Consider the following 25,087-nt stretch of genomic DNA (forward strand, 5'->3'; position numbering starts at 1 on the left):
GTGCCCCGAGACTGTGTCCGGCCGCCCTGGAGTCAGGGCAGACGAGTCGGGCGGCCGGACGGTGACCGGCTCGGACCGTGCGCGGCGCCTGTGCCGAGGGACGGCGACGGAAACGGCCGCACAGGCGCGGGTTGCGGTGATGCACGGGATACCTCCGGGTCGGTCGCTGATCATCATGCGGAGTCGGAGCGGTACGGCGCCGCGGCCGACCAGTCCCTTCCGGGGGGCCGACGGTCCCTTGACCTACGGTCGGTCGAGTCAGCGCCGTTGCGTCCGCAGGGCGGTGGCTGTGGTCACGAGAGCCGCTCCCGTGCCGGTCAGCAGGGCGCCGAGGCCCATGACGAGGGTGGTGAGGTGCCAGGCCTGGCAGGCGGACAGCAATGAGCCGCGCAGGGTCTCGCCCATGAAGGCGGTCTGCCGCAGCCGGGTGAGCTTCTCGTCCTCGCCTCCGCCGGCGTGGAGTTCGTCGGTGATCTCCGCGTAGGTCCGGCCGCCGGTCGCGTGGGCGAGATGGTCCTTGATGAGATCGGCGTAGGCATGGGCTTCCTGACCGGTCTCCACCCGGCACCCGGTGTAGCGGGCCAGGTGGGCGGGGAGTCCGTGGTTGGGGAAGGTGATCCGCTGCGCGGTGAGTTCGGCTCGTATCTCCTTGCGGCCGCTGCGGCCTCGCAGCAGCATGACGGGCCCGGCGGCGGCCAGGGCGATGCCGACCAGGCCGATCAGGGTGTCGGTGTGGCGGGGCGCAGCCTTCATGACGGGTCTTCCTTCGTGCTCGGGGCGGTGTGAGGGGTGACGGGGGTGGCCGAGCCGGATCCGCCGGGCCTCGGGGCGTGCTGTTCCGCGCCCCGGGCCGACGGGAGGCGGTCGTGGAGTCGGGTGAGGAGGGTGGCCAGGGAGACGCCGGGGGCCATGGCCAGCAGGGGCAGTACCAGCCCGTTCTCCTTGGCGGTGTGCTCCTCGAACAGGACCTGCAACGCCCGGGCGTCGGCCACCGCGTCCGCGGGTGTCGCCTCGCGCAGCGCGTCCACGAGCGCGGCGAGACAGCGGTGTTCGGCCACCAGGCTCACGATCAGCAGCCGCGCGTCGGGCATGGTCCGCGCGGTGGGGTAGAGAACGGCCTCCTCGGCCGCCGCGTACGGCAGTACCTCACGGTCGCAGAAGGCCACGAGGCCGGCGCGGACCCGCTCGGCCGCACTCGGGTCGGTGGCGGCCGCGGTGGTCAGCAGTGCCACACGGCCGGCCAGTTCCACCGCCGTACGGGCTTGGTGTGCCTCGGCGGTCTCGAGAGCGATGGCGTCCTCGGGGGCCGACGCGACGGTGAGCGCGCTCATGACGGTGTCTCCAACGGGTCGACGGCCGGCGTGGCCGGCCGGTGCGGGCAGCGGCGGCGGCCAATGGATGCGCGCCGACGCGGGGCGGGTGCCGACGGCCGCCGGCGAGTACGGCGCGCGGTCGTGAACGCGCCTCGGCGTCCGCGGTTCGATCAGTGCTCAGAATGCAACGCCGGGGCCACCCTCCTCGCCCGCCGACCGGACCCCTGTCCGGGGACCATTGGGCCCTGTCGCCACCCCCGGAATGGGCCGGAAGGCCGCCCGGACAGGACCGCCGGCCCCAGGCGCACCAGGGGACGCGCCACCTAGCGTTCCGAGCCATGGAGAACGATCAAAACGCTCGGCGGGATCGGCCGCGCGGCGAGCAGGGCTGGCCGCTCGCGGCCCGGCGGCTGCTGACGCGGCGTGAGGTGTCGGCCGACGGCCGGGCCGTGTTCGGTGAGAACGACGGCAAGTGGGAGGGCTTCTACCGGGACCGCTGGGCGCACGACAAGGTGGTGCGCTCCACGCACGGCGTGAACTGCACCGGCTCCTGCTCGTGGATGGTGTACGTCAAGGACGGCATCATCACCTGGGAGCACCAGGCCACCGACTACCCGTCGATCGGCGCGGACTGCCCGGAGTACGAGCCGCGCGGCTGCCCCCGGGGCGCGTCGTTCTCCTGGTACACGTACTCGCCCAGCCGGGTGCGCTACCCGTATGTGCGGGGCGCGCTGCTGAAGCTGTGGCGCGAGGCCCGCCGGCGGCTGGGCGACCCGGTGGCCGCGTGGGCGGAGATCACCTCCGACCCGGCGAAGGCCCGCGCGTACAAGCGGGCGCGCGGCAAGGGCGGCCTGGTGCGTGCCGACTGGGACGAGGTGGCCGAGCTGGTCGCCGCCGCGCAGGTGCACACCGTCAAGGAGTACGGGCCCGACCGCGTCGCCGGGTTCTCCCCGATCCCGGCGATGTCGATGGCGTCGTTCGCCGCGGGGGCCCGGTTCATGTCGTTGATCGGCGGCACGCTGCTGTCGTTCTACGACTGGTACGCCGACCTGCCGATCGCCTCGCCGCAGGTGTTCGGCGACCAGACGGACGTGCCCGAGGCGGCCGACTGGTGGAACGCCGGCTATCTGGTCATGTGGGGCTCCAACATCCCCGTCACGCGCACACCCGACGCGCACTTCCTGACCGAGACCCGTTACAACGGCACCAAGGTCGTCGCGGTGAGCCCGGACTACGCCGACAACGTCAAGCACGCCGACGAGTGGCTCGCCCCGCACCCGGGCACGGACGGGGCGCTGGCCATGGCGATGGGGCACGTGATCCTGCGCGAGTTCCTCGTCGACCGCGAAGTGCCGTACTTCCGCGACTACTTGAGGTCGTTCACGGACGCGCCGTTCCTGGTGACCCTGCGCGAGAGCGCGAACGGTCTGGTCCCGGACGGGTTCCTGACCGCTGCCGACCTCGGGCACGACACGGAGCACGCGGAGTCCAAGACCGTGCTCCTCGACGCGGCCACCGGTGAACCGGTGGTGCCCAACGGCTCGCTCGGCTTCCGCTGGGGGGAGGCCGAGCGGGGCCGCTGGAACCTGCAACTCGGCGATGTGATACCCGAGTTGAGCCTGATGGAGTCGGCGGAGGAGACGGTCGGGATCGCCCTGCCGCGCTTCGACGAGGGCCCCACCGAGGGCGGTTCGGTGATGGTGCGCGGTGTGCCGGTCCGCACGGTCGGCGGCCGACTGGTGACCACCGTCTTCGACCTGATGCTCGCCCAGTACGGCGTCCACCGCCCCGGCCTGCCCGGCAGCTGGCCCGCCTCCTACGAGGACGCCTCGCAGCCGTACACCCCGGCCTGGCAGGAGACCGTCACCTCGGTGCCGGCCGAGCAGGCCGCGCGCATCGCCCGGGAGTTCGCCCGCAACGCGGAGCGCACCCAGGGCCGTTCGATGATCGCGATGGGCGCCGGCACCAACCACTGGTTCCACTCCGACACCATCTACCGGGCATTCCTGGCGCTGACGACCATGACCGGCTGCCAGGGCGTCAACGGCGGCGGCTGGGCCCACTACGTCGGCCAGGAGAAGGTCCGTCCCGTCACGGGGCTGCAGCATCTGGCGTTCGCCTTCGACTGGCAGCGGCCCACCCGGCACATGGCGGGCACCTCGTACTGGTACCTGAACACCGACCAGTGGCGCTACGAGGCCTTCGGGCCCGAGGAGTTGGCCTCGCCGCTGGGCACGGGACGCTTCAAGGGCAAGGGGTTCGCCGACACCCTCGCGCAGGCGGTGCGGCTGGGCTGGACGCCGGGCCACCCCGGGTTCGACCGCAACCCGCTGGACCTGGCCGACGAGGCCGCGGCCCAGGGGCGGCCGGTCGCCGAGCACGTCGTCGACGAACTGAAGTCGGGGCGGCTGAGGTTCGCCGTGGAGGACCCGGACGACCCGGCCAACTTCCCGCGCGTGCTGACGGTGTGGCGGGCCAACCTGCTGGGCTCCTCCGGCAAGGGCAACGAGTACTTCCTGCGCCATCTACTGGGCACGGACGCCGCCGTACGCTCCGCCGAGACGCCGCCGGAGCACCGGCCGCAGGAGGTGGTCTGGCACGACGAGGCGCCGGAGGGCAAGCTCGACCTGCTGGTCGCGATGGACTTCCGGATGACCTCCACCGGCCTGCTCGCCGACGTCGTCCTGCCGGCCGCGACCTGGTACGAGAAGGACGACCTGTCGTCGACGGACATGCACCCCTTCGTGCACGCCTTCACCCCGGCCATCGCTCCGCCCTGGCAGGCGCGCACCGACTACGACACCTTCCTGACGATCGCGGACCGGTTCAGCGAGCTGGCCGTCGAGCACCTGGGCACGCGCACCGACGTCATGGCGGTGCCGCTGCAGCACGACACCCCCGACGAACTCGCCCAGCCCGGCGGCGTGGTGCGGGACTGGAAGGCCGGCGAGTGCGAGCCGGTTCCGGGCCGGACCATGCCGAAGCTCGTCACCGTCGAACGCGACTACACGGCCGTGGCGCAGAAGATGCGGGCGGTCGGCCCGCTCCTCGACACGCTCGGCACGACCACCAAGGGCGTCACCGTCCACCCCGACCGGGAGATCGAGGACCTGCGCCACCGCAACGGCACCGTCCGCGAGGGCGTGGCCGCCGGCCGCCCGTCCCTGGCCACCGCCACCGACATGTGCGAGGCGATCCTCGCCCTGTCCGGCACCACCAACGGGCGGCTGGCCACGGAGGGCTTCCGGCGGCTGCAGGAGCAGACCGGCAGCGAGGGCCTGGTCGAACTGTCCGCCGAGCGGGAGGCCGAGCGGATCACCTTCGCCGACACCCGCACCCAGCCCCGGGCGGTCATCACCTCCTACGAGTGGTCCGGCTCGGAGACCGGCGGGCGGCGCTACTCGCCGTTCGTCATCAACACCGAGCACCGCAAGCCCTGGCACACCCTCACCGGCCGCCAGCACTTCTTCGTCAGCCACGACTGGATGACCGAGCTCGGCGAGCAACTGCCCGTCTACCGGCCGCCCTTGAACACGCCACGGCACTACGGGGACGAGCAGCTGCGCGACGGCCGGGCGGAGGTGACGGTGCGTTATCTCACGCCGCACTCGAAGTGGTCCATCCACTCCAACTACCAGGACAACAAGTACATGCTCGACCTGTCCCGCGGCGGTCCCGTGATCTGGATGTCGACCGCCGACGCCGAGAAGATCGGCGTGCGGGACAACGAGTGGATCGAGGCCTACAACCGCAACGGCGTCGTCGCCGCCCGCGCCGTGGTCACCCACCGCATGCCCGAGGGCACGGTGTACATGTACCACGCCCAGGACCGCAACGTGAACGTGCCGAAGACCGAGGTCAGCGGCAAGCGGGGCGGCATCCACAACTCCCTGACCCGGCTGCTGCTCAAGCCCACCCATCTCGCGGGCGGCTACGCGCAGTTCACGTACGCCTTCAACTACTACGGCCCGACCGGAAACCAGCGCGACGAGGTCACGGTCATCCGCCGTCGCTCGCAGGACGTGGAGTACTGACATGCCCCGTGACGGAGTCACTATCGGCCGGGTAATGGCACAAGTGGCGATGGTGATGAACCTCGACAAGTGCATCGGCTGCCACACCTGTTCGGTCACCTGCAAACAGACGTGGAGCAACCGCACCGGCGTCGAGTACGCCTGGTTCAACAACGTCGAGACCAAGCCCGGAGTCGGCTACCCGCGCCGCTACGAGGACCAGCAGCGGTGGAAGGGCGGCTGGATGCTCGACAAGCGGGGCCGGCTGGTCCTGCGCTCCGGCGGCCGGGTCAAGCGGCTGCTGTCGCTGTTCGCCAACCCCGACCTGCCGTCCATCGAGGACTACTACGAGCCGGTCACCTACGACTACGACAACCTCGTCGGCGCCCCGGCCGGGCAGGACATCCCGGTCGCCCGCCCCCGCTCCGTGCTGACGGGCCGGCCCACCGCCATCACCTGGGGCGCCAACTGGGAGGACGGCCTGGGCGGCGCACCCGAGCACGCCGGCGGCGACCCCAACCTCTCCGGCGAGTGGGCGCAGAAGGTGAAGTTCGAGTTCGAGCAGACCTTCCTCTTCCACCTGCCCCGCCTGTGCGAGCACTGCCTCAACCCCGCCTGCGTCTCCGCCTGCCCGTCGGGCGCGATGTACAAGCGGACCGAGGACGGCATCGTCCTGGTCGACCAGGACCGCTGCCGGGGCTGGCGGATGTGCGTGACGGCGTGCCCGTACAAGAAGGTGTACGTCAACCACGCCACCGGCAAGGCCGAGAAGTGCACGTTCTGCTTCCCCCGCATCGAGGCCGGCCAGCCCACCGTCTGCTCGGAGACCTGCGTCGGCCGGCTGCGCTACCTCGGACTTCTCCTCTACGACGCCGACCGCGTCGGCGAGGCCGCGGCCACCGCCGACGAACAGGACCTGCTGGACGCCCAGCGCGGGGTCTTCCTCGACCCGAACGACCCCGAAGTCGTCGCCGCCGCACGGGAGTCGGGCATTCCGGAGGACTGGCTGGCGGCCGCCCGCCGCTCCCCCGTGTACGACCTGGTCTGCCGCTACCGGGTCGCGCTGCCGCTGCACCCGGAGTACCGCACCCTGCCCATGGTCTGGTACGTGCCGCCGCTGTCCCCGGTGCTGGACGCCGTCACCGGTGCGGGCGGCGACCAGGACGACCCCGACCACGTCTTCGCCGCCGTCACCCGGCTGCGCATCCCACTGGAGTACCTGGCGGAGCTGTTCACCGCCGGCGACACCGACGTGGTGGCCGGCGTGCTGATGAAACTCACCGCGCTCCGCTCCCACATGCGCTCGCGCACCCTCGGTGAGCAGGCCGACGAGAAGGCGCTGGCGGCCGTCGGGCTCACCGCGGGCGAGGCCGAGGACCTGCACCGGCTGCTCGCCGTCGCCAAGTACGCCGACCGCTACGTCGTGCCGGCCGCCCACAAGGAGGACGCGGCCGCGCTGAGCGCCATGGAGAACCGCTGCCCGGTGGAGACCACCGGCGACCCCCAGCCCCGCAAGGTGATGCTCGGCATCCCCACCCTGCGCCGCGGATCCGACGGAGGACGAGCATGAGCCCCCTGCCGACGACCATTCCCGCACTCGTGCGCACCCGCGTCCGGGCCGCCGTGCGCCGCCCGTCCCGGCTCACGCCCGAGGAGACCGCCGGCCGGGCGCTGACCCTGCGGCTGGTGTCACTGCTGCTGCAGTACCCGGACGACGAACTGACCGACTCCCGGCGGGAGTTGGCGACCGTGGTGGCGGCCCTGCCGGACACCCCGGCGGCGGAGCACCTGGCAGGGTTCACCGACTGGTTCGCCGCGCAGGAGCCCGAGGCACTGCAACGGCACTACGTCGAGATGTTCGACCTGCGCCGCAAGAGCAGCCTCTACCTCACCTACTACCTGCACGGCGACACCCGGCGCCGCGGCATGGCCCTGCTCACCCTGAACCAGCGCTACCGCGCCGCCGGTTGGGACACGGACGGCGGCGAACTGCCCGACCACCTCCCGGTCGTCCTGGAGTTCGCCGCCCTGGCGGGCCCGGGCGGCGGTGAGGCGCCGCTGCGCCAGCACCGCCGCGGGCTGGAGCTGATCCACCGGGCGCTGACCGACGCCGACTCGCCCTACCGGCACGTCCTGGCCTCGCTGCTCACCCTGCTGCCCCCGCCCACCGAGGCCGACCGTGCCGCGGTCGCCCGGCTCGTCGCCGAGGGCCCGCCCAACGAGGACGTCGGACTCGACCCCTACGGCACCTACGGAGACGGCGAGTTCGCGCCTCCGGGCACGTTCGTGCCGCCGCCGCCCGCCCCGCCGACCCGGGTACCGCAAGCCCCGACCAGCCGCACGGAAGGCCTCCGATGAACGCCCCGCTCCCCCTGTCGGCCGGCGCCGCGGCGAGCAGCACCGATCTGCTGCTGTGGACCGCGTTCCCCTACATCTGCCTCGCCGTGTTCGTGGTGGGGCACGTCTGGCGCTACCGCCAGGACCAGTTCGGCTGGACCTCGCGCACCAGTCAGCTCCTCGAGCACCGCTGGCTGCGCTGGGGCAGCCCGCTGTTCCACCTCGGCGCCTTCGCCGTGATCGCCGGTCACGTCGTCGGTCTCGCCGTCCCCGCCTCCTGGACCGAGGCGGCCGGCATCGGCGAACACGCCTACCACACCACGGCCGTCGCCCTCGGTTCGGTCGCCGGGGTCGCCATGGTCACGGGCCTGGGCATGCTGTGCGCCCGCCGGCTGCTCGCCCGCCGGATCCGCCTCACCACCGACCGCAGCGACAAGCTGCTCTTCCCCCTGCTCTCCCTCACGGTCCTGCTGGGCTTCAGCGCCACCGCCGTGCACAACGTCCTCGGCGGCGGCTACGACTACCGGGAGACCGTCTCCGTCTGGTTCCGCGGCGTCTTCACCCTCCACCCGCAGCCCGAGGCGATCTCCGGGGCGCCGCTGCTGTTCCAGCTGCACGCCCTGAGCGCCTGCCTGCTCTTCGCCGCCTGGCCGTTCACCCGGCTCGTGCACGTGTGGAGCGCACCGGTCGGCTACCTGGTCCGGCCCTACCTGGTCTACCGACGGCGCGCCGGCACACCCCCGGCACCGGCGTCGGCCGTCCGTACGGAGTCCTCCTCCGGCTCGCGCCGCGCGGCATGAGCAGCGACCTCGCGCCCGCCCCGGACACGGCGCCCGCCCCGCGTACGCGCGCGGTGGGCGCCGGACGCCGTACCGGACTGGTCATGCTCCTGGCCGGGATCGTCGGCTGGTTCGCCTCCTTCCAGCTCACGGTGGACGACTGGCGGCTGCTGAAGAACCCTTCCTACCGGCCGCCGTGCAACATCAGTCCCGTGGTGAGCTGCGGCAGCGTCATGTCCAGCGCCCAGGGCAGTCTGTTCGGGTTTCCCAACATGCTGCTCGGACTGGGCGCCTTCGCCGCCGTGACCGCTCTGGGCGTCGCCGTGCTGGCCGGGGCCCGCCTGCACCCCCGGCTGTGGCTGGCGCTGGACGCCGGGGCGCTGGCGGGGGTGGTCTTCGTCCACTGGCTGATGGGCCAGTCCCTGTACGAGCTGAACAAGCTCTGCCCCTACTGCGCCGCCGTCTGGGTGGTCACCATCGCCCTGTTCTGGTACCTGACCCTGCACTGCCTGGAACGCCAAATCCTGCGCGCGCCACGCGGTGTGGTCACGGTCCTGCGGGACACCCACGGGCTGCTGCTCGCCGGCTGGTACGGGGTGATCGTGATGCTGGTCCTCACCCGTTTCTGGTCCTACTGGAGCGGCCTGCTCTGAGCGGCCCGCCGGACGGCGCGGCGCTGTCGCGGACCTCCCGCAGCGCGGGATGGCGCTGCCGTATCCGGCGCTCCAGCCGCTGGTGCAGGGTGAGCCAGGAGGCGGGGCAGCCGTGGCAGGCGCCGCGGAGGGAGACGGTGACGACGCCGTCGCGCACGCCGACGAGGTCGATGCCGCCGCCGTGGGAACGGACGAAGTCGCCCGTCTCCCCGGCCAGTACGTCGACGACCACGCCGTACAGCACGGCGTCCTCGTCTCGGGGGTCCGCGCCCGTCTCCACGATCCATCCGGCGGGGTCCTCGAGAGCCGTGTGCAGGGCGGTGCGCACCCGGGGGCCGTCCTCGGCCCAGGTGCGGCCGGGCCCGAGACGGGTGACGACCGCCGCGGCCTCCAGACGGACCCCGGCGAGGGTGCCGTCCGTGAGCAGCGCGGCCAGCGCCGCCGGTACCCGGGCGAGCGGGCCGGTGCCGGTGAGGGTCCCGGCCGGGACGATCCAGCGCAGCAGGTCGGGCCGGCCGGCCGTCGGCTGGGGGTGCAGGGGGACCATGGCGCGGCTCACCCGCCCCCCAGCAGGACGGTGACCGTGCGGGCCAAGTAGGCCATCAGCCAGGCCAGGACGGTCAGATAGCCGAGGGCGATCGCAGGCCACCGCCAGGTGCCGGTCTCGCGGCGCAGGACGGCGACGGTGGCCATGCACTGCAGCGCGTAGACGAAGTAGACCAGCAGGGCGGCGACGGTCGGCGCCGTGAACACCGGTTCCCCGGCGCGGGATTCGCCGGTGCGGGTCATGTTCCGCAGCGCCTGCTGCGGCTGTTCGGGGTCCTCGGCGGCGGCGACCTGCCCCAGGGTGGCGACGAAGGTCTCGCGGGCGGCCTGGGCGGACAGTACGCCGACGTTGATGCGCCAGTCGAAGCCCAGCGGGTCGAAGACCGGGGAGACCAGGCGGCCCAGGCCGGCGGCGTAACTGTGGTCGACGGTGTACGCGGACACCGCAACGGCGTCAGTGGTGTCCACGCCGGCCGCGCGCAACTGCGCGTCCGTGTGCAGGGGCAGGTTCAGCAGCAGCCACAGCAGGACGCTGGTGGCGACGATGACGGTCGAGCACTTGCGCAGGAAGGCCCGCGCGGAGGACCACATCGCCACCAGCACCGCGCGCGGCGCGGGCAGCCGGTAGGGCGGCATCTCCATGAAGAACGGCACGGCCGGGCCGCCGCGGTCGCCGATCCTCTTGAACGCCCAGGCGGCGAGCATCGCGGAGACGGCGCCCAGCAGGTACAGGCCGAACATGACCAGGCCCTGCGCGCCGAACGGGCCGACCCGGGTGGCGGGGTCGACCAGCAGGCCGATGAGCAGGACGTACACCGGGAGCCGCGCCGAGCAGGTCATCAGCGGGGCCGCCATCATCGTGGCCAGGCGGTCCCTGGCCGAGGGCAGGGTGCGGGTCGCCATGATGCCGGGGACGGCACAGGCGAACGACGACAGCAGCGCCACGAACGCGCGGCCCTCCAGACCGAAGCGGGACATCACCCGGTCCATCAGGAACGCCGCCCGCGCCATGTAGCCCACGCCCTCCAGCAGGGCCAGGAGCAGGAACAGCAGCACGATCTGCGGCAGGAAGACCACGACGCCGCCCACACCGCCGATCAGGGCGTCGCCCAGGAGTCCGGACAGCCATGGATTGCCGACGTGGGCGTGCACCCGGCCCGACAGCCATGCGAACAGCGCCTCGATCCAGTTCTGGACGGGGGCGGCCAGGGTGAAGACGGTCTGGAAGAACAGCGCCATCACCGCGAAGAACACCACGGTCCCCCACACCGGGTGCAGGAGCACGGCGTCCACGCGCCGGGTGACCAGGTGGCGTTCGGGGGGCCGGTAGCCGGCGTAGGCCAGGACCGATTCCGTCCAGGCCTCCCGCTCGCCCGCGTCGGTGGGCGGCGGCACGGCCGGCGTCGGCCAGGCGCGCCAGGTGGTGAGCAGTTCGCGCAGCCGCTCGATGCCCCGGCCGCGGTGGCCGACGACGGGCAGCACCGGCACACCGAGCGCCTGCGCGAGGGCGTCGACGTCCAACAGGCCCTGCCGACGGGCCAGTTCGTCGGTGAAGGTCACCACCACGCAGGCGGGCAGCCGGCGGGCCAGGACCTGGGCGACGAGTCCAAGGGAGCGGCGCAGCGTGGTGGCGTCCACGACGACCAGCAGCGCGTCGGGGCGCTCCGTGCCCGCCGACCGGCCGTCCAGGACGTCGACGGTGATCTGCTCGTCGGGGCTGATCGGCTCCAGGCTGTAGGTGCCCGGCAGATCCTCCACCACGTGGCGGTGCCGGCCCGACCGGGACGTCCCGACGAAACGGGAGACCGTCACGCCGGGGTAGTTGCCGGTCTTGGCGCGCAGGCCCGTCAGCCCGTTGAAGACGCTGGTCTTGCCCGAGTTGGGGGCACCGACCAGGGCGATCCGGGGAGTTCCGGTCAGGACCGGCCGGCCGCCGTCGGCGTCGTGGCAGCCGGCGCTCACCGCTCCGCCTCGGTGACGCGCACGCACGCCGCCTCGGTCCGGCGCAGGCACACCTCGTAGTCCTTGACCCGGTACAGCACCGGATCGCGCAACGGAGCACGGCGTACGACCTCCACCACCGCGCCGGGCGCGAAGCCGAGGTCGTGCAGACGCCGGACGACCGCGGGGGCTCCGTCGGCGACGACCTCGGTCACCGCCGCCCGCGCACCGGGGTCCAGATCCGCCAGGGAGCGCGGCGCGGCCGCCGCGACGGCGTTCCCGCGGCCGCCGCCCGCGTCCTCGTCGGTTTGGCCGATCCGGCCGATCTCGTCGGTGTCGTCGGTCTGGTCGACTGCCCTCATGTGCGTCTCCACCACATCGCGCCGGGAGCGTTGGTGAGGCAAAGCTAACCTCACTTGTCGAGCGGTGGTGTCGGTCTCCCGGCCCTGGAACACGGGTCCTTCGGTCCTTTGGACCAGGACCAGCGGGCCTTGCCCGACCCCCGGGGGCGAGCACATGGTCCGGCCGCCTCCCCGGCACGGGAGGCGGCCGGCCGTGACCGGGACGGCAGGCCGCCGCTCCCCTCCGCGGCCTTCAGGTATGGAGAACGCTCGGCGCACGGGTGACAGCGACCTTCGGCGGCTCCTGCCGTCCGGTTCCGGGAAGAAGCATCGCCGACCTCCGCGGGCGGCACACGTGCCGAACAGCCCTACCGGCAGGGGCTGTTGGTCCCGTGCGGGGCCGCCGCCGACCGTGTCCCCCGCTGGCCGCCGCCCCTCCCTGCGCGGACACTGGTCACCATGCGGAAACTGTCACTGGACGCACTCGCCCGCGAACACCTCGAACGCGCCACGGCCGCCACCACCGGCCGCAGTGCCACCACCGTGTACGGGGGCCACGAACACGTCCTCCGCCAGACCGTTCTCGCCCTGACCGCCGGCACCGAGCTGGCCGAGCACGAGAGCCCCGGCGAGGCCACGCTGCTGGTCCTGCGCGGCCGGGTCCGCCTCAGCAGCGGCGACACGTTCTGGGACGGCAGGTCCGGCGACCTCATCACCATTCCCGACGCCCGCCACAGCCTGACGGCGGTCGAGGACGCCGTCGTCCTGCTCACCGTGGCCAAGGCCTGACGCGCGAGGGTGGACGCCGAACGTGTTCAGAGGTCGTTCGGTGCGCCCAGGCCGGTGAGTGCTCCGACCGGGTCCAGGTCGGGTGTGCCACGGGGCCACCAGTCGTCGTGGCCCGGTTCGGACTCGTAGGCGTACCACAGGCCGTCGCGGCCGAGGCGGAGCTGGACGTGGCCCCGGGGGTGGGTGAGGTGGTTGTGCCAGGGTCGGAAGGCCGGGAGGTCCGCGGCGAGGAGCAGGGGGCGGGCACGGTCGAAGCGGCCGGCCGGCGGGTCCCAGGGCTCCTCCAGGACGGCGAGCCCTTCCGGACCGCCCTGCCGCCAGGCGGCGACGGCCCGTGCGAGCTCGGCCGGGGTACGGCCGGACGCGGAGGCCAACGAGGCGTACAGGGACCGGGTGGCCGCGGTGAGGCCGGAACCCGGGCGGGCGGCGGCGACACGGACCGCGTCCTGCCACAGCGTCAGCTCGGCCACGGGATCGCGGCCGGTGCTGAGCAGGGCGTGCGCGCGGGCCGCGGCGTCGGTCGCCAGCTGGTCCAGCGCGAAGGGGTCGGGGCCGCCCGGCGCCGCCGGGTAGACGGGGGGCTGCCCGGGGTGCGGGAGCGCGGGCAGCGGCGGCGGCAGGGGCGGGAGTCGACCGGCGGCCAGGACGGCCTCGGCGGCGCGGACACCGGGCAGTTGCGCCGGTTCCCGCTCCTGGGCGGCGCGGGCCGCCCGGGCCGCGTTCAGCCGGGAGAGGGCGTCGAGCAGTTCGCGCTCACCGCGGCCGCGCAGCAGGAGCAGCACGAAGGGGTCGGCGTCGAGCAGCCGGGCCGTCTGGTAGCACAGGGCGGCGGCGTGCTTGCAGGGGTGGCCGCGGTCGGGGCAGCTGCAGTGCGGGTCGAGGTCGCGCGGCCCCGGCAGCAACGGCACCCCGCAGTCGGCCAGCGAATGCGGCAGCTCCTTGTCGAGCAGCGCGGCGATGTGTCCGGTCCGCTCGACGGCGGCGTCCAGGAAACGCTGCCAGTCGGCGTCCTCCAGCGTGCGCAGCCGTACCTGCACCCGGTACGGGCGCGGGCGGCTGCCCTGGACGTACGCGAGCACCAGCCCCGGCGTGACGGTGATGGCGTCCACGTGCCCCTGCTCGGCATAACTCCGGCCCCGGGCGAGCCTCTTGGCGTCCAGCGCGCCTTCCTCCAGGGCCGTGACCCACGCGTTCCCCCACCAGGTCCGCGCGAACGCCCCGGAGGCCGGGGGCGGCAGCGCGGGGAACGTGCGCCGCAACTCCCCGTCGCGCGACGGGGCGGCCATCGAGAGGGACGCCGGAGGTGACGGCTCGGCGGAAGCGGGACCGCCGGAGCCGAGGCCGCCGGAAGACACCGCGTCCGGGCCGGGCACCACGGGGGCCGCAGGCCGAGCGTCCGCCTCGGCCGAACCTCCCCCGACGGTGGGGTCGTCGAGGTCGGTCCCGTCTTCCTGCGGGTCCTCGTCGGAAGGCATGCGGAACGCTCCGGCCAGCAACTCCCGCACGGCACGCGCCTGACCACCCGGCGCCCGCCCGGCCGCGACTCCCCGCGTCGCCTCACCCCCGGGAGCCCGCCCGGCCGCACCTCCGCGCGCCGTCTCGGCTGTCCGCTCGGCTCGACGCGGCCCCCACGCGGGCCTGCCGCCCGCCCGCTCACCGACCTCCTCGTTGCGGGCCGCCCGGCTGCGGGCTGCCCGCAACGCCTCCCGCGCGGCGTCGGCGCCCCGGCCCGACCGACCACCAGGCGATGTGCTCGACGGCTCCGCTCCTCCCGCCTCCGAGGCATCGCCCTCCTCCCCCTCGGGCGATCCATCCGCGGCGAGGGCCCGTCGCAGGGCCGCACGGGCGGCGTCACCGGGTCGCACCTCGGCATGCCGAGGCCCCTCGGACACCTCCTCGACGGCCTGACCGGGTACGGCCCCATCTCCCGTATCCGCGACGGTCGTTGCCCCTTGCGCCGAGGCGGGCCCGTCCGGCGGCGGCATCCGTGTTCCGGTCCCGGCGGCCTCCTCCTCGTCCCGGAGCCGTCGCTCCCGTGCCTCCCGCAGGGCGCGGCGGGCCTCGTCCGCCGGGCTCGGGGTCATGACGGCCTCCTGAGGGACACGAGGTCGGAGAGTTCACGGTCGGTCAGTTCGGTCAGCGCCGACTCGCCGGAGCCGAGGATGGCGTCGGCCAGGGCGCGCTTGGCCTCCAGCATCTCGGCGATGCGGTCCTCGACCGTGCCCTCCGTGATGAGGCGGTGGACCTGCACCGGCTGGGTCTGGCCGATGCGGTAGGCACGGTCGGTGGCCTGCTCCTCCACGGCCGGGTTCCACCAGCGGTCGAAGTGGACGACATGCCCGGCGCGGGTGAGGTTCAGGCCGGTGCCCGCCGCCTTCAGGGACAGCACCAGCACCGGGGTCGCGCCGTTCTGGAAGCGGTCCACCATGCGTTCCCGCTCGGGGACGGGCGTGCCGCCGTGCAGCAGGTCCACCGGGACCGCGCGGGCGGCGAGGTGGGCGGTGATCAGCCGGGCCATGCCGACGTACTGCGTGAAGACGAGCGCCGAGCCGTCCTCGGCGAGCAGCGTGTCCAACAGCTCGTCCAGGAGGGCGAGTTTGCCGGAGCGGGCGAGCAGGCGGCCGTCGGACACCGCGGCCGTCTCCTCCTTCAGGTACAGGGCGGGGTGGTCGCAGATCTGCTTCAGGGCGCCGAGCAGCTTCAGCACCAGGCCCCTGCGCGCGATGCCCTCCGACGTCTCGATGGCCAGCATCGACTCGCGGACCACCGCCTCGTACAGCGCGGCCTGTTCGCGGGTGAGCGGTACCGGGTGGTCCGTCTCCGTCTTGGGCGGCAGCTCGGGGACGATGCCCGGGTCGGACTTCTTGCGGCGGAGCAGGAAGGGGCGGACCAGGCGGGCGAGCCGCTCGACCGCCTCCGCGTCCTCGCCGTTCTCCACCGCGCGCGCGTGCCGGGCGCGGAAGGACTTCAGGGGGCCCAGGAGTCCGGGCGTGGTCCAGTCGAGGAGGGCCCAGAGCTCGGAGAGGTTGTTCTCGACGGGTGTGCCGGTGAGGGCGACGCGTGCCGGGGAGGGGATGGTGCGCAGTGCCTTCGCCGTCGCGGAGTACGGGTTCTTCACGTGCTGTGCCTCGTCCGCGACGACCATGCCCCAGCGCTGCTCGGCGAGCCGTGGTGCCGCGGTCCGCATGGTGCCGTAGGTGGTGAGGACGAAGCCGCCGGAGAGGTCCTCCAGGCTGCGGTCGGGGCCGTGGAAGCGGCGGACGGGGACGCCGGGCGCGAAGCGGGTGATCTCCCGCTGCCAGTTGCCGAGCAGGGAGGCCGGGCAGACGACCAGGGTCGGCTCGCGGTGGGCGCGCTCGAGGTGCAGCGCGATGACCGTGATCGTCTTGCCGAGCCCCATGTCGTCGGCGAGGCAGCCGCCGAGGCCGAGGGAGGTCATGAGGTCCAGCCAGGCCAGGCCGCGCAGTTGGTAGTCGCGCAGGGTGGCGTGCAGGCCGGCCGGGGGTGCGGCGGGCCGCACCCCGGTGGTGAGGCGGTCGCGCAGGGCGGCCAGCGCGCCGACCGGGACCGCCTCGACCGTCTCGCCGTCGACCTCCGCGCTGCCGGTGAGTGCGACGGACAGCGCGTCGACCGGGTCGAGCAGGCCGAGCTCCCGCTTGCGGGCCCTGCGGACCAGGGCAGGGTCGACCAGCACCCAGCGGTCCCGGAGGCGGACGACCGGGCGGTGCGCCTCGGCGAGGGTGTCCATCTCGGCCTCGGTGAGCGGATCGCCGCCGAGCGCCAACTGCCATCGGAACTGCAGGAGTTCCTCGCTCTCGAAGAAGCCCGTGCCGTCGGTCGCCGAGCCCGGGGCGGGGCGTACCACCGCGGCGGCGGAGAGGTCCTGGGCCAGGTCCCGGGGCCAGTGCACGGCGACGCCCGCCGCCGCGAGGCGGGTCGCCGCGACGCCGAGCAGGTCGCTCAGCTCCTCGTCGTGCAGGGCGAGGACGTCGGGCACGTCCTGTTCGGCGAGCCGGTCCAGGGGCGGCCAGATGCGGGCCGCGCGCCGTACGGCGAGGGCGGCGTCCACGCGTGCGCGCGGGCCGAACGCGGCGTCCGCCTCGCCCGCCCACAGGGCCGCCGCGTCGACGACGAGGGTGGGGTCGGCGAGGCTGTGCACCTGGACGATCGCGGCGCCCGCCGTGCGCACCGACTCCTCGCCGTCGAACAGCTCGTAGGCGGACAGGTCCAGGCGGAGGGAGACGCGCACGCCCGCGTCCATGCCGGCGGCGACCTCCGCGGCCCAGCCGTGGGCGTCGGGCAGGCGCTGCGGGCGGCGGTCCGCGAACGGCCTGCCGCAGGCGTGCGGGGCGGCCGGAGTGCGGGGCAGGGTGTCGGCGACGGCGTCCAGGAAGGCGCGCATCAGCGCCTCCGGCTCGGGCAGCAGCAGCGGCCCGGGGCCGGGCAGCGGGACCGCGTGGCCCTCGTGGGGCAGGGCGGCGGCGACCGCCCTGAGGTGCGCGATGTCGTCCGGGTCCAGGGGGCCGGCCCGCCAGGCGTCGTGGCCGGTGGCCGTCAGGCCGGGCAGCAGACGGCCGCGGGCGACGAGCCGCAGCGCGTGCAGTGCGGCCGCTCCCCAACAGGCGGTGGCGGGGTGGGCGGCCGGGTCGCGGCGGGCGCGGACCAGGAGGGGCAGGGCCTCGCCGACGGGAAGGGTCAGCGCGGGGGCGGTCCTGCGCCGTACGCCGGACGCTCCGTGCGGTCGTACGACCGTGAGCTCGGTGTCCTCGGCGGGCAGCGGGTCGCCGTCGGGGTCCCAGAAGGCGATCCGGCCGTCCCTGGGCAGGGGCGCGGGCAGGAAGACGGCCGCGAGTCGGACGGGGACCCGCGCTCCCGCGTGTTCGGCCACCACAGCCGTGTCGCCCATACGACCTGTCACCTCCCGGCCCGTGTGTCGGATCAGACGTCTTCGACTCTACGGGCGGGGTCTGACAATCGGCCCCGACGGCCCGGCCGGGGCCGTCGGGCTAGGGAACCGTGCGGGAGACGACGTAGAAGAACGGGTTGTTCGCGTCGGACATGTTCACGACGACGTCCTGGGTGGGCGCCGGGTCCTTCTGCTTGTGGACCAGGCCGTACCAGGGGCCGGGGCGGGTGAACCGCCAGCCGGTGATCTTCTGGTCGCGCGCGCTGATGGTGATGTCGTCGCGCTTGAGGTCGGCACGGCTGACGCCCATGTCGTGGAGGAAGACGTCGAGGTTGCGGACCGGGGTCTGGAACTGGACGTAGAGCCGGCTGGTCTTCCAGTTGTTCGTCTCGTAGTAGGCGACCTTGCCGGAGGGGTGCGGCATCGGCACCTGGTAGATGCGGCGCTGGACCTTCGACGGCCAGCCCCTGGTGAGGCCGGTCGCCGAGTACTTGGCCTCCTTGTCCTTGCCGCTGTTGCGGCTCTGGTTCGCGGAGATCACCAGGTAGCCGGCCGGGACGCCGATGAGCAGCACGATGATGATCAGGGTGATCGCCCGGCGGCGGATCATGTGGCGGCGGTCCTCGGAGGGCTGCCGGGGCTCGTCCGGGGGCGCCGCCTGACGCGGCAGCGATGCCGTCATGCGGTGTCCCGGGTGGAGCGGCGGCCCTCGGTGTACCGGGCGTACCGCTCGTAGCGCTCGACCCGGCGCCGGTTGGCGCGGCGGAAGCGGCGGGCGACGAGCCGGGCCAGGTCGGCGGCGCCCACCATGCCGGCCTCCGGGCCGAGCTGGGCGCGCACGATACGGGCCTCGGGGCGGTAGCCGCGGCCGGTGAGCTGGCGCTTGAAGGCGTCGCGGGCGGGGGCGATGAGCAGGTCGTCGGCCGCGGAGACGCCGCCGCCGATGACGAAGCAGGAGGGGTCGAGGGCCGCGGCGAGGTTGGCGATGCCGACGCCGAGCCACTGGCCGATGTCCTGGAGCAGCTCGATGCACATCGCGTCGCCCTCGCGGGCCAGCTCGGTGATCATCGGGCCGGTGATGTCGCCGATCTGCCCCTTGACATGCTCGATGATCCCGTACGCCACCGGCGAGTCGGCGGCGGCCAGCTCCTTGGCCTCGCGGACCAGGGCGTTGCCGGAGCTGTACTGCTCCCAGCAGCCGCGGTTGCCGCACGGGCAGCGGTGTCCTCCGGGGACCACCTGCATGTGCCCGAACTCGCCCGCCACTCCGTACTTGCCGCGCTTGACCTGGCCGTCCTCCAGGATCGCGCCGCCGATGCCGGTGCCGAGCGTGATCATGACCAGATGGTCCTCGCCGCGGCCGGCGCCGAAGCGCCACTCGGCCCAGGCGGCGGAGTTGGCGTCGTTGTCGACCAGGACGGGCACGGCGAGACGGCCGGCGAGGCGGTCGCGCAGGGGCTCGTTGCGCCAGGAGAGGTGGGGGGCGAACAGGACGCGGTTGCGGTCGGCGTCGACCCAGCCGGCCGCGCCGATGCCGACGGCGTGCACGTCGTGGCGGTCGGACAGGTCCAGGACCAGTTCGACGATGGTGTCCTCGACGACCTTGGGGCTCTTGGACTTGTCCGGGGTCTCCGTGCGGAGCTTCTCCAGGATGTTGCCGTCGGCGTCGACGACGCCTGCCATGACCTTGGTGCCCCCGATGTCGATGCCGACCGTCGGCACGCGGGGTGCGGTCAGGTGCGAGCGGCGCTCTCGCGTGCCGACCGTGCGCAGGGCCGGGGCGCGCCGGGAGCCTATGGGGGCCGTGAAGTTGCCGTAGGTGCTCATCAAGGCCCGATTGTGCCGCACGCTCACGCTGGGTGCCGAGCGGGGGAGCAACCGGAGGTGTGTGATGTGCGCCCGTCGGCGGTTCGACGGGGCTGGTCACACGGTTCTCGGGGCCCGCCCGACGTGCCATTGTCGTGACTTTATGACAACGGCCCGCCCGACCGCCCGTCCTCAGCCCCGCACGAGCAGCTGGAACTCGAAGGAGTAGCGGCTCGGCCGGTACGTGTGCGTGCCGTACTCGACCGCCCTGCCCGTGTCGTCGAACGTGACGCGCTGCATCGTCAGCAGCGGGGCGCCCTCCTGCTCCGCGAGGCGCTCGGCCTCCACCAGGGTGGCCGCGCGGGCGCCGATGGTCTGCCGGGCGCTGTGCAGGGTGATGCCGACGGCCCGCATCATCCGGTAGAGGCCCGTGGCCTCCAGCTGCGCCGTGTCCAGGTCGAGCAGGCCCGGCGGGATGAAGTTGCACAGGTACGCCATCGGCTCGCCGTGCGCCAGACGCAGCCGTTCCACCTGGTGGACCTCGCTGTCCTCGGCGACCCCCAGGGCCGCGGCGACCTCGGCGGTCGCCGGGACGACGGCGTTGACCAGCACCTTCGTCGCGGGGCGCTGGCCGGCCGCCTCCAGGTCGTCGTAGAGGCTGGAGAGTTCCAGCGGGCGTTTGACCTGGCTGTGCACGACCTGGGTGCCGACGCCGCGGCGGCGCACCAGGAGGCCCTTGTCGACGAGGGACTGGATGGCCTGGCGGACGGTGGGGCGGGACAGGCCGAGCCGGGCCGCCAGCTCGATCTCGTTGCCCAACAGGCTGCCGGGCGTGAGCGCTCCGTGCTCGATCGCCGCCTCGAGCTGCTGCGACAGCTGGAAGTACAGCGGGACGGGAGAGCTCCGGTCCACGCTGAGCTCGAGCGACACGGTCGGGTCCACTTCAGGTTTCGGCACGGGCCGAGCGTAGCTCCACACGTTGTTGACGGGAAGTTGTGTAGTTCGATTGTCCGGACATACACATTGACAGCGTGGCCACCAAACCCCCACTTTGTTTTCATGCGCATCGGGGTCATCGGTACGGGGCGGATCGGCGCCATTCATGCGAACACGCTGAGCCGCAATCGTGAGGTCGGATCCCTGATCCTCACGGACGCGGATCCCGCGCGTGCCCAGGAGCTCGCGCTCCGCCTGGGCGAGACGGCGGCGCCGGGAGTGGACGAGATCTTCAAATGGGGCGTCGACGCCGTGGTGATCACCGCCTCGACGGCCGCCCACGCCGAACTGATCGGTCGGGCAGCACGCTCGGGGCTCCCGGTGTTCTGCGAGAAGCCCATCGCCCTGGATCTGCCGGGCACGCTCAACGCGATCTCCGAGGTCGAAACCGCCGGGACGATTCTGCAGATGGGGTTCCAGCGCCGCTTCGACACCGGGTACGCGGGCGCCCGGGACGCGGTGCGCTCGGGCCGGCTCGGGCGGCTGCACACGGTCCGCGCTCTGACGTCCGACCAGGCCCCTCCCCCGCCCTCGTGGCTGCCGCTGTCCGGCGGGCTGTACCGGGACACCCTGATCCACGACTTCGACATGCTGCGCTGGGTGACCGGGCGCGAGGTCCTCGACGTGTACGCGGCCGCGTCGGACGCCGGGCCGCCCATGTTCCGGGAGGCGGGCGACGTCGACACGGGCGCGGCGCTGCTGACCCTGGACGACGGCACGCTCGCGACGGTCACGGCGACGCGGCTGAACGGCGCCGGGTACGACGTGCGCATGGAGCTGGCCGGGGAGCTCGACCAGATCGTCGTCGGCCTGGACGACCGTACGCCGATCGCGTCGACGGAGCCGACCGGACCGCCGGCCGCGGACAAGCCGTGGTCGGGGTTCCTGGAGCGCTTCGGGCCCGCCTACGAGACCGAGCTGGGCGCGTTCGTCGAGGTCGTGCTCGGGCAGCGGGCGAACCCGTGCGACGGCCGCGAGGCCCTCCAGGCCCTCAGGATCGCCGAGGCCTGCGAGATCTCCCGGCGGGAGCGCAGACCGGTGGCGCTCGCGGAGATCCCGGGGCGGGTGGAGTCGGCGTTCCGCTGAACGGCCCGGCGCGGGCCGGCGCCACGAGGGCCCGGCCCGGCACGGGCTGCGGCTACCAGCGCACGGGAAGGCTGCGCACCCCCCGCATCAGCATGCCCGGCAGCCAGTCGCCGGGCGGGCCGTCGGAGGCGAGACCGGGAGCCCGCTCCAGCAGGGTCCGGATCGCCGTACCGGCTTCCAGGCGGGCCAGCGGGGCGCCCAGGCAGTAGTGGATGCCGTGGCCGAAGGCCAGATGGCCGCGGGTGTCGCGGTGGAGGTCGAAGCGGTCCGGGGCGGGATAGCGCGAGGCGTCGCGGTCGGCGGCGCTCAGGCCGATCATCACGGCGTCACCCCGCACGATCTTCGTCCCGGCGATCTCCAGGGTCTCCGCGGCGAACCGGAACGTGGCGTTCTCCACCGGGCCCTCGTAGCGCAGGGTCTCCTCCACCGCCGCGTCGACGAGGCTCATGTCGGCGCGCAGGGCGGCGAGTTGGTCGGGGTGGGTGAGCAGGGTGTGGACGGCGCCGCTGATCAGGTTGACCGTCGTCTCGTGGCCCGCGATCAGCAGGACGAAGGCCATGCCGCGCAGTTCTCCCGGGGAGAGCCGGTCGCCGTCCTCGGCCGTGGTGCGGACCAGGTCGCTCAGCAGGTCGCCGGTCGGGCCCGCGCACCGCTTGTCCTCGATCAGCTCGGTGAGGTAGGCGGCGAGCCGCGCGAAGGCGTCGTACTCGGTCTCCGGACTGCTCGGCGCCACCGCCTCCGTGGACATGCGGCGGAACTCCCCGCGGTCCATCTCCGGCACACCCAGCAGCTCGCAGATCACCGTGATCGGCAGCGGGTACGCGAAGGAGTCCACCAGGTCGGCCCGGCCGTGCGGCAGCATCGCGTCGAGCAGTTCGTCCGTGATCTGCCGGATCCGCGGCCGCAGTTGCGCCACGCGGCGCGCGGTGAAAGCGCGGGAGACCAGGGAGCGCAGCCGGGTGTGCTGGGGCGGGTCGGTCACCAGCAGGTGCTTGCCGATGAGCTCCTCGTCCAGGAACTCCGTGCCGATCCTGCTGCCGTCCTTGACCAGGCGCGGGTCGCCGAGCGCCGCGCGGGCCTCCTCGTAACCGACGACGAGCCAGGTCTCGTGGTGGGCGTCGACAGCCGGCAGCCGCACCCGGTGCACCGGCCCGCGCTCGCGCAGTCGCGCGTACACCGGATGCGGGTCGGTGCGGAAGCCGTCGCCGAACTCCCCCAGGTCGATCAGTTCCGCCATGTGACTCGAACCTGCCCTCCCCCACCCCCCGCCGGTGGTCCCCGGTACCCGGACAACGCGCGGTGGCCTCAGCTAGTGCCCGTCGTTTGGATCAGCTCGGCGTCGCGCGGCCTGGCACGCACATCTGCCGCGTTGTCGTCACTCGCCGACTCCCCCACTCCCGGCTTCGCTCGAGCGGGGGGACCCCCATCGCGTCGACTCCCTCCTCCGCCTTGCAGCTGCGATGCGGGCTGGGCCCCAGCGGCGCAGGACGCGGACCTTGATGATGCGTCGCTCGGTGCGTGTCGGTGTGCGGCGCGGGCTGTGGCGCGGGCGACTGGAGAGATCCGTCATCCCGGCGGGCCCCTGCTCGCGGTAGCGGTCGGCCCACCGTTTCGCTGTGGTGGGCGAGACTTGGAAGCGTTCGGCCGCGCGGCGGAGTGGCCAATGGGCGTCGACCACGCACTGCGCCAGGCGCAGGCGGCCGGTTTCGGACAGGGGTGCGTTGCGGTGGACCATGTAGGTCTTTCTGGCTCGGAGGATGACAATGGCCGGGTGCACGAGTGATGTCTCGTGCACCCGGCAATGAGCGGACGTGTCCGCGTGACCACGGGCGAGGGCAGTCTGCGGCGGCTCCTCAGTTGCTGGTCAGGACGATGCGCTGACTGGGCGAGACGTGCATGCCCCAGGCTTCGTCGACCTGCCGCAGCGGCATGGCCACCGACTCACCGGTCAGCGCGCCGGTACTGATCTCGTGGGCGAGTGCGGGCAGCTCGGCCAGGATGACGTGGGTGCCTACGGAACCCTGGCCGCTCCCGCGAAGGTTGAGATTGCCTGCGCGCAGGAAGGCGGAGGGCAGGTTGATTTCCTGGCCGGCCATGGAGCCAATCTGGACCCAGTGCAGTGCCTTTGATCGGTCGGTGCGGGCCTTGAGGATCGCCGGGATGGCCTGTTCGGTGGGCTGGCCCCACAGGTAGTCGAGGACGACGTCGATGTCTCCGGCTTCGCGGCCGAGCGTGGTCGCGGTCTCGTCGTCGCCGTTGAGCGGGACGACCGCGTCGGCGCCGAGGTCCTTGAGGAGTTGCAGGCGCTCGTGGGAGCGGCCCGCTCCCACGACGCGGTCGGCGCCGAGGAGTTTGGCGATCTGCACGGCGAGGCGACCGGCGTTGCCGGTGGCGCCCATCACCAGCACGCTGGCGCCGGGCTGGAAGTTCAGCCGTCTGCGCAGCGCCACCCAGGACGACATGCCGGGGTTCATTGCCGCCGCGACCGCGAGGAAATCGGTGTCCGCGGGCAGCGTGATGGCACGTCGGCGGTCGACGACGGCCTTCTCGGCCATGGTGCCCACGGCGCCGTCGGGGGCGACGAAGTACAGCAGCTCTCCGTCGTTGGTGCGGCCCACGGCATCGATGCCGGGGACCATGGGCAGCGAGCCGTCGGAGGTGTAGTGGGAGCCATCGGCGGCGGACCGCACACGCGGGTGCAGCCCGGCGGCCACCACATCGACGAGGATCTCGTGCTCGCCCTGCGGGGAGGGGGTCTGGAACGTCTCGAAGCGAGGCGGGGCGTCGAAGGATCGGACAACGGCCGCATACATACGCGTCTCCCATCTGGGCCGGCATGGTGAGCCGGCCACGGGTCCGACACACCTCTTTAGTTTGTGCCACGTACTAAAATCGAAGATAGTACGTGCCGCACACTAAGTCAAATGGGTGTTTTGTCTGATCAGCGCGGCTGCGGCGGTTGCCCGACGCGGCACGTCGCGCGCCCGAGTCAGGAAGCGTCGTGGGAGGTGAGGATCTCGGAGATGCTGCTCACCAGCCGCTGGCGGGTGCGGTCCGACAGGGGGGCGACGAGCCCGTTGATCTCCCGCTCGATGTCGCGCGCGCAGATGTTGACGATGGCTCGGCCGTGGGCGGTGAGGCTGACGGTAACGGACCGCCCGTCGCGAAGGTCCCTGGCTCGCTGGACAAGGTCGCGCTTTTCCGCGCGGGAAACGAGCCCGGTGGTAGAGGACTTGTCCAGCCCGAGGTGGCCGGCCAGGGCGAGCATGCTTGGTTCGCGGTCGCGCAGCACACCCAGCATCCGGATCTGCACCACGGACAGGTCGTGCTCCGCGCCGATTCTGCCGAGGATTTGGTGCACGCGGAACGACAGCTGAACGAGCGCGTCGACCGTGGCGTTCGCGGGGATGACCTCGGTTTCGTGCGCCGCCGGTTGTGTGCTGTTCATGCAGTCATTGTATCGAGTAGTGCGTGACGCAAACTACTTCGCGGCGAGCCCGACGCCGACCCAATCCGTCTCGGGATAGCGGCGAGCGACACCGCCGCTCCGTCAGGACGCCTGTCGACTGAGCCCGTCACCA

At 73.0% G+C, this 25,087-nt stretch carries 20 protein-coding genes and 1 pseudogene; 7 read left to right on the forward strand and 14 right to left on the reverse strand.

The features are described 5' to 3' along the window. Positions 1–258: 258 nt before the first annotated feature. Positions 259–753 (reverse strand): hypothetical protein, encoded by a 495-nt coding sequence (locus ACQF4J_RS11640; RefSeq protein WP_351567347.1) that lies wholly within the window; start codon positions 751–753, stop codon positions 259–261. Further along, entirely contained in the window at positions 750–1,331 is a 582-nt protein-coding gene (locus tag ACQF4J_RS11645; protein ID WP_427165576.1) for a hemerythrin domain-containing protein, read from the reverse strand. Before ACQF4J_RS11645 ends, ACQF4J_RS11640 begins: the two co-directional genes overlap by 4 nt. Before the next feature lie 320 nt (positions 1,332–1,651). Here ACQF4J_RS11645 and ACQF4J_RS11650 point away from each other — a divergent pair, with 320 nt between their 5' ends. From ACQF4J_RS11650 to ACQF4J_RS11670, 5 genes are read left to right on the forward strand one after another with little or no spacing between them, the layout of a single operon-like run. Next, on the forward strand, positions 1,652–5,347 hold the full coding sequence (locus tag ACQF4J_RS11650; protein ID WP_351567344.1) for a nitrate reductase subunit alpha: 3,696 nt from the start codon (positions 1,652–1,654) through the stop codon (positions 5,345–5,347). Position 5,348: 1 nt separating this feature from the next. Further along, the gene (gene narH / locus ACQF4J_RS11655; protein ID WP_351803214.1) at positions 5,349–6,896 is read left to right on the forward strand and encodes a nitrate reductase subunit beta; all 1,548 of its coding nucleotides are present in this window, start codon (positions 5,349–5,351) and stop codon (positions 6,894–6,896) included. Continuing rightward, positions 6,893–7,684 carry a nitrate reductase molybdenum cofactor assembly chaperone gene (gene narJ, locus ACQF4J_RS11660; RefSeq protein WP_351567342.1) on the forward strand — a complete coding sequence of 264 codons (792 nt, stop codon included), beginning with the start codon at positions 6,893–6,895 and terminating at the stop codon, positions 7,682–7,684. Before narH ends, narJ begins: the two co-directional genes overlap by 4 nt. Then, on the forward strand, positions 7,681–8,463 hold the full coding sequence (narI, locus tag ACQF4J_RS11665) for a respiratory nitrate reductase subunit gamma (RefSeq protein WP_351803217.1): 783 nt from the start codon (positions 7,681–7,683) through the stop codon (positions 8,461–8,463). The genes narJ and narI overlap by 4 nt, the downstream gene beginning before the upstream one ends. After that, entirely contained in the window at positions 8,460–9,095 is a 636-nt protein-coding gene (locus tag ACQF4J_RS11670; protein WP_351567330.1) for a vitamin K epoxide reductase family protein, read from the forward strand. The genes narI and ACQF4J_RS11670 overlap by 4 nt, the downstream gene beginning before the upstream one ends. On the opposite strand, the gene ACQF4J_RS11675 is transcribed toward ACQF4J_RS11670, so the two are convergent. The 3 genes from ACQF4J_RS11675 to ACQF4J_RS11685 are packed head-to-tail and all read right to left on the reverse strand — an operon-like array spanning position 9,058 to position 11,944. After that, entirely contained in the window at positions 9,058–9,642 is a 585-nt protein-coding gene (locus ACQF4J_RS11675) for a NifU family protein (protein WP_351803221.1), read from the reverse strand. The genes ACQF4J_RS11670 and ACQF4J_RS11675 overlap by 38 nt on opposite strands. An 8-nt stretch (positions 9,643–9,650) precedes the next feature. Next, positions 9,651–11,603: a ferrous iron transporter B gene (gene feoB / locus ACQF4J_RS11680; protein WP_351803223.1), complete on the reverse strand. Its 1,953-nt coding sequence runs from the start codon at positions 11,601–11,603 to the stop codon at positions 9,651–9,653. After that, positions 11,600–11,944, reverse strand: a complete 345-nt coding sequence (locus ACQF4J_RS11685; RefSeq protein WP_351567321.1) for a FeoA family protein — start codon at positions 11,942–11,944, stop codon at positions 11,600–11,602. The genes feoB and ACQF4J_RS11685 overlap by 4 nt, the downstream gene beginning before the upstream one ends. A gap of 438 nt (positions 11,945–12,382) precedes the next feature. On the opposite strand from ACQF4J_RS11685, the gene ACQF4J_RS11690 reads away from it, so the two are divergent. After that, the gene (locus ACQF4J_RS11690) at positions 12,383–12,712 is read left to right on the forward strand and encodes a cupin domain-containing protein (RefSeq protein ID WP_351803225.1); all 330 of its coding nucleotides are present in this window, start codon (positions 12,383–12,385) and stop codon (positions 12,710–12,712) included. Between the two features lie 26 nt (positions 12,713–12,738). On the opposite strand, the gene ACQF4J_RS11695 is transcribed toward ACQF4J_RS11690, so the two are convergent. The 5 genes from ACQF4J_RS11695 to ACQF4J_RS11715 all read right to left on the reverse strand — a co-directional run bounded on the left by ACQF4J_RS11695 (position 12,739) and on the right by ACQF4J_RS11715 (position 20,354). Then, positions 12,739–14,796, reverse strand: coding sequence for an SWIM zinc finger family protein (locus tag ACQF4J_RS11695; protein WP_351567316.1), 2,058 nt, complete (start codon positions 14,794–14,796; stop codon positions 12,739–12,741). Further along, positions 14,793–17,618, reverse strand: a complete 2,826-nt coding sequence (locus tag ACQF4J_RS11700; protein WP_427165577.1) for an SNF2-related protein — start codon at positions 17,616–17,618, stop codon at positions 14,793–14,795. The genes ACQF4J_RS11695 and ACQF4J_RS11700 overlap by 4 nt, the downstream gene beginning before the upstream one ends. Positions 17,619–17,718: 100 nt before the next feature. Beyond that, on the reverse strand, positions 17,719–18,300 hold the full coding sequence (locus ACQF4J_RS11705; protein WP_351803231.1) for a sugar kinase: 582 nt from the start codon (positions 18,298–18,300) through the stop codon (positions 17,719–17,721). After that, complete coding sequence (locus ACQF4J_RS11710; RefSeq protein ID WP_142147448.1) at positions 18,297–19,445, reverse strand: ROK family glucokinase; 1,149 nt, start codon at positions 19,443–19,445, stop codon at positions 18,297–18,299. Before ACQF4J_RS11710 ends, ACQF4J_RS11705 begins: the two co-directional genes overlap by 4 nt. A gap of 171 nt (positions 19,446–19,616) precedes the next feature. Beyond that, on the reverse strand, positions 19,617–20,354 hold the full coding sequence (locus ACQF4J_RS11715) for a GntR family transcriptional regulator (protein ID WP_351567682.1): 738 nt from the start codon (positions 20,352–20,354) through the stop codon (positions 19,617–19,619). Between the two features lie 129 nt (positions 20,355–20,483). Here ACQF4J_RS11715 and ACQF4J_RS11720 point away from each other — a divergent pair, with 129 nt between their 5' ends. Then, positions 20,484–21,506, forward strand: coding sequence for a Gfo/Idh/MocA family protein (locus tag ACQF4J_RS11720; RefSeq protein WP_351567307.1), 1,023 nt, complete (start codon positions 20,484–20,486; stop codon positions 21,504–21,506). Positions 21,507–21,558: 52 nt separating this feature from the next. Here ACQF4J_RS11720 and ACQF4J_RS11725 read toward each other — a convergent pair whose 3' ends face one another. The 4 genes and pseudogenes from ACQF4J_RS11725 to ACQF4J_RS11740 form a co-directional block, all read right to left on the reverse strand. Next, a complete protein-coding gene (locus ACQF4J_RS11725; protein ID WP_427165578.1) occupies positions 21,559–22,743 on the reverse strand; it encodes a cytochrome P450 family protein in 1,185 nt (394 codons plus the stop codon). A 219-nt stretch (positions 22,744–22,962) separates the two neighbouring features. Then, a pseudogene (locus tag ACQF4J_RS11730) lies at positions 22,963–23,241 on the reverse strand (helix-turn-helix domain-containing protein); the annotation flags it as partial. 118 nt (positions 23,242–23,359) lie between these two features. Next, positions 23,360–24,319 (reverse strand): quinone oxidoreductase family protein, encoded by a 960-nt coding sequence (locus ACQF4J_RS11735; protein ID WP_351567301.1) that lies wholly within the window; start codon positions 24,317–24,319, stop codon positions 23,360–23,362. A gap of 176 nt (positions 24,320–24,495) precedes the next feature. Next, complete coding sequence (locus tag ACQF4J_RS11740) at positions 24,496–24,954, reverse strand: MarR family winged helix-turn-helix transcriptional regulator (protein WP_351567298.1); 459 nt, start codon at positions 24,952–24,954, stop codon at positions 24,496–24,498. Between the last annotated feature and the right edge of the window lie 133 nt (positions 24,955–25,087).

The organism is Streptomyces sp. C1-1, assembly GCF_050214755.1.
Taxonomy (GTDB): Bacteria; Actinomycetota; Actinomycetes; order Streptomycetales; family Streptomycetaceae; genus Streptomyces.

What these genes read in the sequence shown, in the direction of transcription:
- ACQF4J_RS11670 (WP_351567330.1), top strand. Translation starts at nt 8,460, where the DNA reads ATGAGCAGCGACCTCGCGCCCGCCCCGGACACGGCGCCCGCCCCGCGT.
- narI (WP_351803217.1), top strand. Translation starts at nt 7,681, where the DNA reads ATGAACGCCCCGCTCCCCCTGTCGGCCGGCGCCGCGGCGAGCAGCACC.
- ACQF4J_RS11710 (WP_142147448.1), bottom strand. Translation starts at nt 19,445, where the DNA reads ATGAGCACCTACGGCAACTTCACGGCCCCCATAGGCTCCCGGCGCGCC.
- ACQF4J_RS11725 (WP_427165578.1), bottom strand. Translation starts at nt 22,743, where the DNA reads ATGGCGGAACTGATCGACCTGGGGGAGTTCGGCGACGGCTTCCGCACC.
- ACQF4J_RS11650 (WP_351567344.1), top strand. Translation starts at nt 1,652, where the DNA reads ATGGAGAACGATCAAAACGCTCGGCGGGATCGGCCGCGCGGCGAGCAG.
- narH (WP_351803214.1), top strand. Translation starts at nt 5,349, where the DNA reads ATGCCCCGTGACGGAGTCACTATCGGCCGGGTAATGGCACAAGTGGCG.
- ACQF4J_RS11720 (WP_351567307.1), top strand. Translation starts at nt 20,484, where the DNA reads ATGCGCATCGGGGTCATCGGTACGGGGCGGATCGGCGCCATTCATGCG.
- ACQF4J_RS11695 (WP_351567316.1), bottom strand. Translation starts at nt 14,796, where the DNA reads ATGACCCCGAGCCCGGCGGACGAGGCCCGCCGCGCCCTGCGGGAGGCA.
- narJ (WP_351567342.1), top strand. Translation starts at nt 6,893, where the DNA reads ATGAGCCCCCTGCCGACGACCATTCCCGCACTCGTGCGCACCCGCGTC.
- ACQF4J_RS11685 (WP_351567321.1), bottom strand. Translation starts at nt 11,944, where the DNA reads ATGAGGGCAGTCGACCAGACCGACGACACCGACGAGATCGGCCGGATC.
- ACQF4J_RS11640 (WP_351567347.1), bottom strand. Translation starts at nt 753, where the DNA reads ATGAAGGCTGCGCCCCGCCACACCGACACCCTGATCGGCCTGGTCGGC.
- ACQF4J_RS11645 (WP_427165576.1), bottom strand. Translation starts at nt 1,331, where the DNA reads ATGAGCGCGCTCACCGTCGCGTCGGCCCCCGAGGACGCCATCGCTCTC.
- ACQF4J_RS11690 (WP_351803225.1), top strand. Translation starts at nt 12,383, where the DNA reads ATGCGGAAACTGTCACTGGACGCACTCGCCCGCGAACACCTCGAACGC.
- ACQF4J_RS11700 (WP_427165577.1), bottom strand. Translation starts at nt 17,618, where the DNA reads ATGGGCGACACGGCTGTGGTGGCCGAACACGCGGGAGCGCGGGTCCCC.
- ACQF4J_RS11735 (WP_351567301.1), bottom strand. Translation starts at nt 24,319, where the DNA reads ATGTATGCGGCCGTTGTCCGATCCTTCGACGCCCCGCCTCGCTTCGAG.
- ACQF4J_RS11705 (WP_351803231.1), bottom strand. Translation starts at nt 18,300, where the DNA reads ATGACGGCATCGCTGCCGCGTCAGGCGGCGCCCCCGGACGAGCCCCGG.
- ACQF4J_RS11675 (WP_351803221.1), bottom strand. Translation starts at nt 9,642, where the DNA reads ATGGTCCCCCTGCACCCCCAGCCGACGGCCGGCCGGCCCGACCTGCTG.
- ACQF4J_RS11740 (WP_351567298.1), bottom strand. Translation starts at nt 24,954, where the DNA reads ATGAACAGCACACAACCGGCGGCGCACGAAACCGAGGTCATCCCCGCG.